The organism is Methylobacterium sp. FW306-05-D (assembly GCF_058782155.1).
On record NZ_JBYSXL010000012.1, the window covers coordinates 1 to 12,756 of the forward strand.

Consider the following 12,756-nt stretch of genomic DNA (forward strand, 5'->3'; position numbering starts at 1 on the left):
GTGCAGGCGGGCGCGGGGACGGGCGGCGGAGCCCGGGCTCCAGCTCCGCAGGTTTTGCCGAACTTGCCGGCGTCGGCGGTCCTGGAGTGCACGCCTCCGGCGCGCCCCTGCGGGTCCGGGCTCGCCTGCGGCACCCCGGAATGACGGCGAGGTGCCGTCTGCGATCCCTGGCACCCCGTCATCCCGGGGCCGCGCAGCGGAACCCGGGACCCAGATCCGCAGGTAGTGCCGAACCTGATGCCGTCGGCGGCTCTGGATTGCACGCCTCCGGCGCGCCCCTGCGGGTCCGGGCTCGCCTGCGGCGCCCCGGAATGACGGTGTGAGGTCACCCCCACCCCCGACCCACAAGGGGGAGGGGAACCCGCGATCCACCCCGACCCGGCGCTATCCTGCCGGTCTCCGCTACGCTATGGCCGCGGCCATGAGCCAGACAGCCCTCCGCCCCGCGACCCGTCCGACGAATCCCGCCGAGGCCGTGCCGGCGGCGCGCATCCTCATCGCCAGCTTCGTCGGCACCGCGATCGAGTTCTACGACTTCTACGTCTACGCCACCGCCGCCGCCCTGGTGATCGGGCCGATCTTCTTTCCGCCCGGCGATCCGGCGGTGCAGACGCTGGCGGCCTTCGCCACCTTCTCCATCGCCTTCATCGCAAGGCCCCTGGGCGCGGCCTTCTTCGGCCATTTCGGCGACCGGGTCGGGCGGAAGGCCACCCTCGTGGCCTCCCTGATGATCATGGGCCTGTCGACGGTGCTCATCGGCTGCCTGCCCTCCTATGCCACCGCCGGCTGGTGGGCGCCGCTGGCCTTGTGCGTCCTGCGCTTCGGCCAGGGCGTCGGGTTCGGCGGCGAATGGGGCGGGGCGGCCCTGCTGGCGGTGGAGAACGCGCCCCCGGGCCGGCGCGCCCTCTACGGCATCTTCCCGCAGCTCGGGGCGCCGGTGGGCTTCATCACCGCCAATCTCGGCTTCCTGGGGCTCGCCCTGAGCTTAAGCCCCGCCGACTTCCAGGCCTGGGGCTGGCGCATCCCGTTCCTGGCCTCGGCCGCCCTGGTGGGCGTCGGGCTCTATGTCCGGCTGAAACTCACCGAGACCCCGGTCTTCAAGGCCGCCCTGGAGAAGGCGGCCCCCGAGAAGGTGCCGTTGGCGGTGATCTTCACCAAGTACCTCCGCGCGACGCTGCTCGGCACCTTCGCGATGGTGGCCTGCTACGCGGTGTTCTACCTCTCCACCGTCTTCGCCCTGAGCTACGGCGTCTCGACGCTCGGCTTCACCCGGCCGACCTTCCTGCTCTTCGAATGCGTCGCCGTGCTGTTCATGGGCCTCGGCATCCCGCTCTCGGGCTGGGCCGCCGACGCGTACGGCCGCCGCCCCGTCCTCCTCTCCGGCCTCGTCTTCACCGCCAGCCTCGGCCTGCTGATGGGCCCGATGCTCGGCAGCGGCCAGGGCGGCCTCGTCCTCGGCTTCCTGTGCCTCGGACTCTTCGCCATGGGCTGGCTCTTCGGCCCCATGGGCGCCCTGCTGCCCGAACTCTTCCCGACCCGCGTGCGCTACACCGGGGCGAGCGTGACGTACAACCTCGCGGGAATCCTGGGAGCCTCCGCCGCGCCGTATCTGGCGCAGCGGCTGAGCGAGTGGGGTGGTGTGGGTTGGGTGGGGCTTTATTTGGCGGTGGCCGCTGGGGTTAGTTTTGTGGCTGTAGCTTCGATGCAGGAGACAAAAAATGGGACAATTTGATGCGAGTATCAATATACCATTTCGATTTGTCTATTTTCTTCTACGCGATAGGGTAAGGACTCAAGGGGATAATACATGAAAGATTGCGGAGGAGTAAAGGATGGAATTATTGATTTTGGATCTATCGGATTGATGTATTGGGTCACAGATCCAATGCTCAGCGCATGTGCTAATTTTCGACCATCAAAGTACTTATTGTAGTCTTTACGACTGATCCCTGCAAATTTATGTGTTTTATCCCACATTTTATCTGGACTATCTGTCAATATATTATCAATCCGAAACTCTCCGACAATTTTTTGCACAGGTGAAGTCATATACATCACAACTACATTTACATTTCTATTTGAGTGTATAACTCTGCGGAACTCATATCGCTTCTCACCACTCAAAATTTTTACTACAAACTCAGGCTTAATCGACAATAATACTCGCATTTAGTACACCAAGATTTGCAAGTTGTCGGACTTGATCTTCATCGAGTTCTCGCAGGTCCCACCGTGGCTGCTCGGTTATACCGACCTGATCCAACATCTTGTCACGTATAACGCGTTTAGTAAAAGCCGCGTTATACGTCATGCGGGCTATATAGTGTCGCTTTGGGTCAGAATAGATTTTGCGCAATTCTGCAACAGAGAACACACTGTGTGGCACAGAGAATTTTAGGAACTCCGCTAAATTTGCAAAATCTTTTTTACGCTTGATCTCTTCAATTACGCAAATAGAAGTGATCACTGATCGGAATCGCGCCTGTCCAATTCGATCGGTAGTTCTATACATTATGACGACATCACCGCGTTTCATCCGAGTGAGCGGCATTTTTGCGATATAAACTTTATGGATTGTATTTGTATAGCTTATATCTTGAACTAAATTGGCATCCTCGTTGTGCAAAATCGAGTCTGGAAATAGTTTTGTATGATATTCTGGATAAATTGCCCGCAAGAAATAACGGTGTCCGGCCAATGATATATGAGGATAATCCTTGATTATATCACCCGTGTAATTTTTCATCTGCCTTGAAAAAACAACTTCGTCTTCTTTCATTGCGCATTTCGAAAACCCGTATTTTTCGAAGAGCTTGATCAATCCTACATGCTTTGGGAATATTGTCACATAAATTTCACTCACGCCCTCTGCGATGGCAGTATCAAACGCCTTCTTCAAAACTCGTTCGCCAAGCTTCGTCCCATGCGCGATGATCTTGAGTGTGCCGATTTTGAGTCTTTTAGCGGCCGGTAAAATAGGGTCGACATCGGAGACTTCCCCATTCTCTACCTTAAGGTAAAGAAATCCTCGGATACCGGCCTTTGAAATATTATCGACTACGTAGCAATTCTGCTTAAGCTTGCTATTGTACCACTTATCAAATCCTTTATAATCGTCTCTTAGAGAGTCAAAAAAATCGTCTTTTAGATCGATGTCTTCGAACTTCGTCAGGCGTAGATTATTGAGCATCGGGCTTCTCAAAAACTCTGATTCTAAATCTCCTAAGAAAATAAGAATAAAACAGGAACAGGCAATTTCAACCTGAGATTACGTTCTTGCAGCAACTTTTTATCGTGTGAACGGGGAAACGGGCCTAAGTGCGAAATATCTCAATCTTCGGACACCGATCCATCACCACAACACACCCCGCCGCCTCAGCCCGCGAGGCTGCGGACTCATCCCGCACCCCGATCTGCATCCAGATGAAGCGCGGCGGCTGGGGGAGGGCGAGGGCCTCGTCCACCACGCCGCCGGCGGCGTCGGAGCTCCGAAAAATCTCGACCATGTCGACGGGTTCGGCCAAGTCGGCGAGGCGGGCGATGACGGGCTGGCCGAGCAGCGTCTGCCCGGCGAGCCCGGGATTGACCGGGATCACCCGGTAGCCGCGTCCCAGCAGGAAGGCCATGACGTGGTGGCTCGGGCGGCCCGGGTTGGCCGAGGCGCCGACCAGCGCGATGGTCCGGGTCTCGCTGAGCACCCTGCGGATCAGGGCGGGGTCGTAGACGTCGTGATTCTGGCGCATCCCCGATCTTGTCGGACAAGCGGGGGCGTGCTGCAAGGCTTCGCGGAGATCCGGGATTCGGGCGCGTCGCGCGCGGAGCGGGCGCCGCAAGGCTTCGCGGGTCGTCCGCAAGATCTCGTGCGTTCCCCCGAAGTCTTTGCGCGCAGGGCATCGGTCGTTCCGCCCGGCCCGGTGAACCGGAGATCCCGTCCATGTCCGAGACCCCGTCCGACCCGCTGCCCCAGGCTCTCTCCCTGGCGCAGACCGTGGCCTTCCTCGAATCGGCCTTCCCGCAGATGGAGGCCGGGGGCCGGACCTACCACCTGGTCGAGGTCGGCCCCGGCCTCGCCCGGATGCGGATGGACCACCACGAGCGCCACCTGCGCCCCGGCGGCACGGTCTCCGGCCCCTCCATGATGGCGCTCGCCGACTACGCCCTCTACGCGGCGATCCTCGCCAGCCTCGGCCCCGTGGCCCTCGCCGTCACCACCAGCCTCAACTTCAACTTCCTGCGCCGGCCCGGCCCCCACGGGCTCCTCGGCACCGCCCGCCTGCTCAAGCTCGGCCGGCGCCTCGCCGTCGGCGAGGTCGCCATCACCGGGCCGGAGGGCGGTCCGCTCGTCTGCCACGCCACCGGCACCTACGCGATCCCGCCGGAGCGGTGAGCGGCCTCCGATTACGCGCGACCTCGACGCGACCCTCCTCGTATACCGGCGCGTTCGACGCGAACGCGGTGGCCCGCCTCCCGCGTAGCTGTTAGACATCCGCCGCTGACCAAGGGGAGACGACGATTTCCGACGACGCATGGGTGACCGGCTTGGGCCTCGTCGCCGTCTTCGCCCTCGTGCTCGCCAATGGCTTCTTCGTGGCCGCCGAGTTCGCCCTGGTCTCCGTACGCAAGAGCCGGGTCGCCGAACTCGTCTCCGAGCGCCGCACCCACGCCCGCGCCCTCCAGCGCGCCACCGACCAGCTCGACGCCTACCTCGCCGCGACGCAGCTCGGCATCACCATCTCCTCCCTGGCCCTCGGCTGGGTCGGCGAGCCGGCGCTCGCCCACCTCATCATCCCGGCCCTCGGCTTCCTGCCCGATCCCGTCGGCACCACCGCCGCCCACACCATCGCAGTGGTGATCTCCTTCGTCCTCATCACGGCGATGCACATCGTGCTGGGCGAGCTCGCCCCGAAGAGCCTCGCCCTCCAGCGCAGCGAGCGGACGGCGCTGGCGGTGGTGCGGCCGCTCGGCGTCTTCCTGTTCGTCTTCCGCCCGGCGATCCTGTTCCTCAACGGCCTCGGCAACGGCGTGGTGCGGCTGTTCGGCCTCCAGGCGGGCCACGGCGAGGGCGCGCTGCACTCCACCGCGGAGCTCAACCTGCTGGTCCAGGCCAGCCAGGAGGCCGGCCTGATCCGCGAGGCCCAGCAGGAGGCGGTGCAGCGCATCTTCTCCATCGGCGAGCGCCGGGTGCGCGATATCATGACCCCGCGCCACGAGGTCGAATGGGTCGATGCCGACGAGGAGCCGGAGGCGGTCCTCAAATCCGTGCGGGAATGCGACCACGCGCAGCTCGTGGTCAGCCGCAGCGAAGTCGACGAGATCGTCGGCGTCGTGCGCAAGCAGGACCTGCTGAACCAGCTCCTCGACGGCAAGCCGGTGAACGTCCTGGCGGCCACGCAGCCGCCGATCGTGGTGCACGAGAGCATGTCGATCCTGGCCGTGCTCGAGACCTTCCAGGCCAAGCCCGTGCGGATGGCGGTGGTCGTCGACGAGTACGGCAGCCTGGAGGGCATCGTCACCCAGACCGATCTCCTGGAGGCGATCGCCGGCAACATCCCGGAGGTGGGCGACGAGCCGAGCGTGGTGGAGCGCGAGGACGGCTCGCTCCTCATCGACGGCATGATGCCGGCCTCCCAGGCCTTCGACCGCCTCGCCTTCGCGGAACACCCGGATTCCGACGACTTCACCACGCTCGCGGGCTTCGTGATCTTCCGCCTCGGGCGCATCCCCGGCACGGGCGACCACTTCGAGTCCCATGGCTGGCGCTTCGAGGTCGTCGACATGGACGGCCGCCGCATCGACAAGGTCCTGGCGACGCCGCTGTCCTGAGCGGGGACCGGACGCGCCCGCGAGCCGGCAGCGACGCCCTCTCGACGGGGCCTCTGGCCCGACCTCAAGCACAAACGCGGACGAGCCGATCCGAGGCGTCTCGGATCGGCTCGCTGCCGTTGGATCGATCAAGGGGGGGGTGCCCGCCCACGCCGGTGAGGCGCGCGCAGGCTTCTTCAGGCCTTCAGGCGTCGACCTTCTTGCGCGCGGTGCGGCGCTTCTTCTCGGCCGGGGGCGCCTCGGCAGCGGCCTCCTCGGGGGGCGGCGCCGACACGGTCTCGTCCGACGCGCTCTTGGGCACGCCCTTGCGGCGCTGCTGGCCGAGGCCGAGGGCGCGGGCCAGCTCGGAACGCTGCTCGGAGTAGCTCGCCGAGGTCATCGGGTAATCGGGCGCCAGGCCCCACTTGGCCCGGTACTGCTCGGGGGTCAGGCCGCGCAGGGTGAGGTGCCGGCGCAGGGTCTTGTACTGCTTTCCGTCCTCGAAGCTGATCAGGTATTCCGGCGTGATCGAGCGGCGGATCTCCTGGGGCGTCGCCTTCGGCGGCCCGGCTTCGGCGGCCGGCGTGCCGCTGGCGGTCACGCCACGGATCGCCTCGTGCACATCACTGAGCAGCTTAGGAAGCTCCGCGCTCTGTACATGGTTGTTGCTGACGTAGGCCGAGACGATATCGGCTGCCAGGGTGATGAGCCGTGCTGCATCGTTGTCTGTTTCGTTCATGTGGCGTCGCCAATCTGGATGAGTGTTGAAGTTGTCTTCGACCGTAGGCTCAGATCTTCCTGCAAGCAAGATGTTGCATCTGAGAATAAACGTTTTTCCATCGTGGTCGTGTGGATCATTTATCAATTTTTCGCGCATTGCCTGCACGATTGCGGCCAATCGCGCTCCGGTTGCCTGAAAAGACCATGCTCAATCACGCAGACACCGCAGATAAGTGCGGTTCGTCGTGACGATGCTGAAGAATGATCCCGCCAAAGCAGCAAGCTCCGGCGTTATCCGGAGATGATCTCGACCGGTTCGGGATCACCGGGGCGCGCCTGGTCGGCGGATCGACACCTCGCGAGGGGCAAACGGCAGGAGCTCATCGGTCGACACCGACGGTGCCGCGATGAAGTCCGACGAATTCCGGCCCGAACACCAGACCTGATAGTTCGTTCGATAGAACAAATTTCCGACGTCCGCAATCAAGCCAAGAGACGTTGCGCAGCGTCGATGGCAAAAGCTTGGGGAAGGTCGGGATGCCGTTCGCACCCAAGATGATCGGCGGTCGCCCTGCTATGAATTTTTGCCCGGTTGGTGGCGAATCACCTTCGCGACCGGGTCTCCGACCACGCCGCGGTGATCTTCGTGTGTGATGGCAAAGATTTCGGTCGAGCAAAGCGTGGGCAGAACGCCGGCTGATCGATGCCGGGCCGCGGCCGGCGGGCGGGATTCGGCGATCGCGTCGCGTGGCCACCCCCCGCGTGCAGGGGCCGGGGGTGGCCGGTCCGTGTCAGTCGAGACCGAGCATCAGGCCGATGTTCTGCACGGCCGCACCCGAGGCACCTTTGCCGAGATTGTCGAGGCGGGCGACGAGCACGGCCTGGCGGTAGGCCTCGTTGCCGAAGACCCGCAACTCGAGCCGGTCGGTGTCGTTCAAGGCCTCCGGCTCGATCCGCTCGGCGCCCTCCACCGGGATCACCCGCACGAGGTCCTGACCTTCGTAATAGGCCGCCAATGCCCGCTCCAGGTCCGAGACCTGGGGCGCCCCCGGCAGGGTGTCGAGATGGAGCGGTACGCTCACCAGCATGCCCTGCCGGAAATTCCCGACGGAGGGGATGAAGATCGGCCGCCGCGTCAGGCCGGAATAGGCCTGGGTCTCCGGCAGGTGCTTGTGGCCGAGCCCGAGGCCGTAGAGCAGGAAGGGCTCGCCCTGGCCGGCCTCGTAGGCCTCGATCATGCTCCTGCCGCCGCCGCTGTAGCCGCTGACCGCATTGATGCTGATCGGGAAGTTCGACGGGATCAGGCCCGCCTCCAGGAGGGGCCGCAGCAGCGCGATCGCCCCCGTTGGATAGCAGCCGGGATTGGCCACGCGCCAGGCCGCGCGGATCGCCTGCGCCTGGGCGGGTTCGAGCTCGGCGAAGCCGTAGACCCAGGCCGGGTCGACCCGGTGGGCGGTGCTGGCGTCCAGGATGCGCGGCCCCCCGCCCGGCAGGGCGTCGGCCAGGGCGACGGTCTCCTTGGCGGCGGCGTCCGGAAGGCACAGCACGACGAGGTCGACCGCCTGCAGCAGGTCGCGCTTGACCGCGACGTCCTTGCGGCTCTCATGCGGGATGCTCTTGAGGGCGACGCGGCCCTCGCGCTCGAGGCGCTCGCGGATTCCGAGGCCGGTGGTTCCCGCCTCGCCATCGATGAAGACCGTGGGCTTCCGCCCCGCATCGTTCTCGCTCATGGTCGCCTGACATCCTCTTGATCGCGCCGACGAAGACACCTCTCACACCGGCCCGTGCGCGCAGGTGACCGGGACGCTTCGTCAAGTCAACGTCTTCTCGCGAGCACAACAAGGCTTGATGACGCTCGATCAAGCCTGTGTATCGCCGGGAGCGGCCTGGAACGGCGGCATCGAACGGCTGTTATTCGCGGGACGACACACCCGATCGAGGTCGAACCGATGTCAGCCAGCGCGGAAAAGAGTGATCCCAAGCTTTGGGAAAAGGTGAAGAAGCAGGTCACCGAATCCGACAAGGGCGGAAAGCCCGGTCAATGGTCGGCCCGCAAGGCCCAGGCCGCCACGAAGGCCTACAAGGATGCCGGCGGCGGCTACGAAGGCAAGAAGTCCTCCGACAACCACCTGAAGCAGTGGACCGAGGAGGAATGGGACACCAAGTCCGGCAAGAAGAGCGGCGAGACGGGCGAGCGCTACCTGCCGAAGAAGGCCCGCGAGTCGGTCTCGAAGTCGGAATACGACCGGTCCACGAAGAAGAAGCGTGCCGATTCCGCCAAGGGCAAGCAGTTCTCGAAGCAGCCGGCCGACGTCGCCGAGAAGACCGCCGCGGCGCGCAAATCGGCGTCAGGCAAATCGGGATCGAACACGACGAAGGCCGACCTGATGAAGGCGGCGCGCGACAAGAACATTCCCGGCCGCTCGAAGATGTCGAAGGGCGAACTGGAGCACGCGCTCCACGCCTAGAGCATGTTCGGTGATCCCCGGATCACCGAACATGCCCCCTCTTGTTGCGGGCGCGCAGTGTCTTGGCGCGATCCGGCATCCACCTCGCCTGAGAGTGCTTTCACGGCTCAGGCGCTGAGCGTCCCCCAGGACGGCTTCCACAGGTTCCGGGGATCGATCACCACGATCTCGCGCCCGCTCTCGTTGGCCACGTGGACGGCGATGCCGAAGGCCTGGGCGATGGGGAGCACGCCGGTGGTGCTGAATAGGCGCCCATCGGCGAGCTTCACCTCCCCGGTCGTCGCGCCGTCCGTCTCCGCCAGGCAGAGGGTCACGGCGGCGGCATCGGGCGTGGTGACGCGTCGGAAGGGCTTGGCCATGGGAACGGGTCTCTCTGCCGCGGCTCAAAAGGAAAGGGCGGCCGAAGCCGCCCTGTCCGGACATCGATCGAAGGACTGGCTCAGCGCTTCGAGAACTGGAAGCTGCGGCGAGCCTTCTTGCGGCCGTACTTCTTGCGCTCGACCACGCGGCTGTCGCGGGTGAGGAAGCCCTCGCGCTTCAGCGGCGAGCGAAGCTCGGGTTCGTAGTAGGTCAGCGCCTTCGAGAGGCCGTGGCGCACGGCGCCGGCCTGGCCCGAGAGACCGCCGCCATGCACCGAGACGGTGATGTCGTACTGGTCGACGCGGTTGGCGATCTGTAGCGGCTGGCGCAGGATCATGCGCAGCACCGGGCGGGCGAAGTAGGTCTCGACGGCGCGGCCGTTGACGACGACCTTGCCGGTGCCGGGCTTGATCCAGACGCGGGCGACCGCGTCCTTGCGCTTGCCGGTGGCGTAGGCGCGGCCCTGGGCGTCGAGCTTCTGGACGTGGACCGGGGCGGCGTTCTCCGGCGACTCGACGTTCGCGCGGTTCAGGTCGGAGAGGGACTGAAGGGTCGCCATGATCAAGCGCTCACGTTCTTGCGGTTGAGGCTGCCGACGTCGAGCGCCTGCGGCTGCTGGGCGGTGTGGGGATGCTCGGAGCCCTTGTAGACCCGGAGGTTGCCCATGATCTGGCGGAAGAGCGGGCCGCGCGGCAGCATGCGCTCGACGGCCTTCTCCACGACGCGCTCGGGGAAGCGGCCGTCGAGGATGAACTTGGCCGTGCGCTCCTTGATGCCGCCCGGGTAGCCGGTGTGGTGGTAGTACACCTTCTGCTCGCGCTTGCGGCCGGTGAACTTCACCTTCTCGGCGTTGATGACGATGACGTTGTCGCCGCAATCGACGTGGGGCGTGTACGCGGCCTTGTGCTTGCCGCGCAGGCGCATGGCGACGATGGAGGCGAGCCGGCCGACGACCAGGCCCTCCGCATCGACGATGATCCACTTCTTGTCGACGTCGGCGGGCTTCAGAGAAAAGGTCTTCATCCCGTGGCGTTCCGTATGGTGTCTGGACAAAACGATGCGCCGCCGCGTGCGGGACGCGGCGGCGTTGGACGTTCCATTAGGGAGATGCGACGGTTTCGTCAAGCCGCTTTCCGCGCGTTTCGACCCGCACGGAAAGCGAAAAGCGCAATCATTCGAAGCGTTTCAGTCTCACGGTATCCAGATACCGCAATCCCGTTCAGCGATCCGCCTTGTCGCCGCTCGTGGTCAGCTCGATGTAGCGCAGGGTGGTGGGGCGCACGAGTTCGCGCACCTTGCGCGCCATCGCCTCTTCCTCGCGCAGGGATTGCTGGAAGCCCGTGAGCGCCCCCTGCTGGCCCGCCGCCTCGGTGATGGCGAGGAGCGATTCGTAGGCCGCGATCTCGAAGTTCTCGAAGGCGTGGTTGGCGTAGGCGTTCTTCAGGATCTCGTCCTGGGCCGGCGTGTGCCCGAGGGCCATCATGTTGCCGACGAAGCCGAGCACGCCCTCCTTGATGGTCGACGGGCTTTCCGAGACGCCGTGCAGGGCCTCCTCCAGCCGGGTGCGCTGGCCGTGCGTCTCCTCGATGTGCCGGCGCAGGGCCGCCTCCATCTCGGGATAGCGCTGCAGGCGCTCGACCTGCCGTTCCATGATCTGGAGCGCCTGCATTTCCAGCGCATGGGTGTTCTTCAGGGCCGTCACGTAGATTTCGCGCGTGTCGATGGTCACGGGGACGCTCTCCTCATCACTCGCCAAGACGTTGGCTGTCGTCACGAGAAGATGTCCGCGCCGGCCCCTGTTCCGATCGACCCGGGATGTCTTTCGGACGCAGCTCCGCAACGAAGAAGGCACCCGGCGCCTTGAATGGAAATACGCGGATCGACTGCCTCGCTTCATGCCCTCAGAAGATCTCGGCCCTGCGAAACTCTCAGCCCTGCTTCAGCCGCTCCAGCTCCGCCTCGGCGGCCAGGGCCCGCGCTTTCCAGCCGTCGCGATCCGCCTCGGCTTCGCGGGCGACGGTCTCGGCACGCTGGGCCCGCGCCGCCTGAGTCGCGGCCAGGGCCTGTGCCCGTTCGCGGGCGCGGGTCTCGCCCGCCATCTGAACTTTGAGGTCGCGGGGCGTGGCCATCGCGGCAATCCTTAGCTCGGGTCCGATCCGCTGCTGTCCCGCGCGGTCGCGCCGGGGTCAAGCACCGCCGGGGCGGCGCGCGGCGCTCAGGCCGGCGGCGCAGGGGAGACCATGCGGTGAACGCCGAGGGCGATCACGGCGAAGACGGCCGCGCCGAGGCCGGTCGCCACGGGCGCGATCCTGATGAGACCCTTACGAAATCGTGCCCGGTCCCCGCTCGAACCCTCACGCGCCGCGACGCAGATTCCTCCCGCGGTCCGAGACCTGGACCGCGCGAACCCACGAGCGATCCATGTCCAGTCCGACCCCGACCGTTCCCGCCGGCCCGGCTTCCGCATCCGAGACGCCGCACTTCGTCGTCGGCCGGGACGGGCGGGGCTGCTGGGTCGCCGTCGAGATCCACGGCCGGGCCGGCGGCCTGTTCCGCACCTGCCAAGCGGCCCTGCACTATGCCGTGGAGGCGACGGCGCATCGGCCGGACGCCGTCCGGATCGCGGCGGACCGCATCGAATTGCGGATCTGACGGAGAGGCGGATGGCGGGGCCGGCCCCGAACCCTGGCCAATTCAGCGGAACGGACCGCCGTCGTCGTCGGGCGCGCGCAGGCGGTAGCCGACGCCGGTCTCCGTCAGGAGGATCCGGGGACGTTCGGGATCGGCTTCGAGCTTCTGGCGAAGCTGGCGCATGTAGACGCGCAGATATTGCGGATCGGACGAAGTCGAGACTGCGGTCATCAACTGGGCATGGGTCAGGGCCTTGCCGGCGTGCTGCACCAGGACGCGGAGGAAGTCGTATTCCCGCGGCGTCAGCTTCACGTCCGCGCCGCGGACGCGGACGATGCGGCGCACGAGGTCGACGCTGAGGCCGTCGACCTCGAACAGGGCGCGCTCGCCCTGCACCGCCAGCTGGTGGCGCAGGGCCGCGCGCAGGCGTGCCAGGAGTTCACCCATGCCGAAGGGCTTGGTGACGTAGTCGTCCGCACCGAGGTCGAGGGCCTCGACCTTGCCCGGCTCGTCGTCGCGGCTCGACAGCACGACCACCGGCAGGTCGCGATGCTCCTCCCGGATGCGGCGGAGGAGGTCGTGCCCGCGCATGTCGGGCAGGCCGAGATCGAGGATGATCAGGTCGATCGTCTCGCGGGCCAGGATCTCGAGGGCGACCCGCGCGTTGGGCGCCTCGAAGATGGTGTAGCCCTGCGTCGCCAGACCCATCCGCAGGAGCTTGCGGATCGGCGGCTCGTCGTCGACCACGAGGACAGGGAGGCTCATGCGGGGAGGC

General features: G+C 65.3%; 16 protein-coding genes. 5 read left to right on the forward strand and 11 right to left on the reverse strand.

Going from position 1 to position 12,756, the window contains the following annotated elements; genetic code table 11:
- The first annotated feature begins 421 nt into the window (after window positions 1-421).
- The gene (locus AC3WLN_RS06720) at window positions 422-1,732 is read left to right on the forward strand and encodes an MFS transporter (RefSeq protein WP_492480281.1); all 1,311 of its coding nucleotides are present in this window, start codon (window positions 422-424) and stop codon (window positions 1,730-1,732) included.
- A gap of 8 nt (window positions 1,733-1,740) precedes the next feature.
- Here AC3WLN_RS06720 and AC3WLN_RS06725 read toward each other — a convergent pair whose 3' ends face one another.
- The 3 genes from AC3WLN_RS06725 to AC3WLN_RS06735 form a co-directional block, all read right to left on the reverse strand.
- Entirely contained in the window at window positions 1,741-2,169 is a 429-nt protein-coding gene (locus AC3WLN_RS06725; protein ID WP_492480282.1) for an ASCH domain-containing protein, read from the reverse strand.
- Window positions 2,147-3,190, reverse strand: a complete 1,044-nt coding sequence (locus AC3WLN_RS06730; RefSeq protein WP_492480283.1) for an N-acetyltransferase — start codon at window positions 3,188-3,190, stop codon at window positions 2,147-2,149. Before AC3WLN_RS06730 ends, AC3WLN_RS06725 begins: the two co-directional genes overlap by 23 nt.
- Window positions 3,191-3,314: 124 nt before the next feature.
- Window positions 3,315-3,743: a CoA-binding protein gene (locus tag AC3WLN_RS06735; RefSeq protein WP_492480284.1), complete on the reverse strand. Its 429-nt coding sequence runs from the start codon at window positions 3,741-3,743 to the stop codon at window positions 3,315-3,317.
- A gap of 191 nt (window positions 3,744-3,934) precedes the next feature.
- Here AC3WLN_RS06735 and AC3WLN_RS06740 point away from each other — a divergent pair, with 191 nt between their 5' ends.
- Together AC3WLN_RS06740 and AC3WLN_RS06745 are read left to right on the forward strand one after the other, a co-directional pair.
- Window positions 3,935-4,387 (forward strand): PaaI family thioesterase, encoded by a 453-nt coding sequence (locus tag AC3WLN_RS06740; RefSeq protein ID WP_492480285.1) that lies wholly within the window; start codon window positions 3,935-3,937, stop codon window positions 4,385-4,387.
- 179 nt (window positions 4,388-4,566) lie between these two features.
- Window positions 4,567-5,823 carry a hemolysin family protein gene (locus AC3WLN_RS06745; protein WP_492480341.1) on the forward strand — a complete coding sequence of 419 codons (1,257 nt, stop codon included), beginning with the start codon at window positions 4,567-4,569 and terminating at the stop codon, window positions 5,821-5,823.
- Window positions 5,824-6,007: 184 nt separating this feature from the next.
- Here AC3WLN_RS06745 and AC3WLN_RS06750 read toward each other — a convergent pair whose 3' ends face one another.
- Together AC3WLN_RS06750 and argC are read right to left on the reverse strand one after the other, a co-directional pair.
- Window positions 6,008-6,541: a Ros/MucR family transcriptional regulator gene (locus tag AC3WLN_RS06750; RefSeq protein ID WP_492480286.1), complete on the reverse strand. Its 534-nt coding sequence runs from the start codon at window positions 6,539-6,541 to the stop codon at window positions 6,008-6,010.
- Window positions 6,542-7,313: 772 nt separating this feature from the next.
- Window positions 7,314-8,252: an N-acetyl-gamma-glutamyl-phosphate reductase gene (gene argC / locus AC3WLN_RS06755; protein ID WP_492480287.1), complete on the reverse strand. Its 939-nt coding sequence runs from the start codon at window positions 8,250-8,252 to the stop codon at window positions 7,314-7,316.
- Between the two features lie 219 nt (window positions 8,253-8,471).
- Here argC and AC3WLN_RS06760 point away from each other — a divergent pair, with 219 nt between their 5' ends.
- Window positions 8,472-8,990, forward strand: a complete 519-nt coding sequence (locus tag AC3WLN_RS06760) for a hypothetical protein (RefSeq protein WP_492480288.1) — start codon at window positions 8,472-8,474, stop codon at window positions 8,988-8,990.
- 107 nt (window positions 8,991-9,097) lie between these two features.
- Here the strand turns inward: AC3WLN_RS06760 and AC3WLN_RS06765 are convergent, their stop codons facing one another.
- The 5 genes from AC3WLN_RS06765 to AC3WLN_RS06785 all read right to left on the reverse strand — a co-directional run bounded on the left by AC3WLN_RS06765 (window position 9,098) and on the right by AC3WLN_RS06785 (window position 11,479).
- Window positions 9,098-9,349, reverse strand: a complete 252-nt coding sequence (locus AC3WLN_RS06765) for a hypothetical protein (protein ID WP_463775820.1) — start codon at window positions 9,347-9,349, stop codon at window positions 9,098-9,100.
- Between the two features lie 80 nt (window positions 9,350-9,429).
- On the reverse strand, window positions 9,430-9,909 hold the full coding sequence (gene rpsI / locus AC3WLN_RS06770) for a 30S ribosomal protein S9 (protein ID WP_056222465.1): 480 nt from the start codon (window positions 9,907-9,909) through the stop codon (window positions 9,430-9,432).
- Window positions 9,910-9,911: 2 nt separating this feature from the next.
- Window positions 9,912-10,373, reverse strand: a complete 462-nt coding sequence (rplM, locus tag AC3WLN_RS06775) for a 50S ribosomal protein L13 (RefSeq protein ID WP_055952181.1) — start codon at window positions 10,371-10,373, stop codon at window positions 9,912-9,914.
- A gap of 196 nt (window positions 10,374-10,569) precedes the next feature.
- Window positions 10,570-11,079 (reverse strand): ferritin-like domain-containing protein, encoded by a 510-nt coding sequence (locus AC3WLN_RS06780; RefSeq protein WP_492480289.1) that lies wholly within the window; start codon window positions 11,077-11,079, stop codon window positions 10,570-10,572.
- Window positions 11,080-11,278: 199 nt separating this feature from the next.
- Window positions 11,279-11,479 (reverse strand): hypothetical protein, encoded by a 201-nt coding sequence (locus tag AC3WLN_RS06785; protein ID WP_492480290.1) that lies wholly within the window; start codon window positions 11,477-11,479, stop codon window positions 11,279-11,281.
- A gap of 292 nt (window positions 11,480-11,771) precedes the next feature.
- On the opposite strand from AC3WLN_RS06785, the gene AC3WLN_RS06790 reads away from it, so the two are divergent.
- Complete coding sequence (locus AC3WLN_RS06790; protein ID WP_492480291.1) at window positions 11,772-12,002, forward strand: hypothetical protein; 231 nt, start codon at window positions 11,772-11,774, stop codon at window positions 12,000-12,002.
- A 42-nt stretch (window positions 12,003-12,044) separates the two neighbouring features.
- Here the strand turns inward: AC3WLN_RS06790 and AC3WLN_RS06795 are convergent, their stop codons facing one another.
- The gene (locus tag AC3WLN_RS06795; protein WP_492480292.1) at window positions 12,045-12,746 is read right to left on the reverse strand and encodes a response regulator; all 702 of its coding nucleotides are present in this window, start codon (window positions 12,744-12,746) and stop codon (window positions 12,045-12,047) included.
- Window positions 12,747-12,756: the final 10 nt, after the last annotated feature.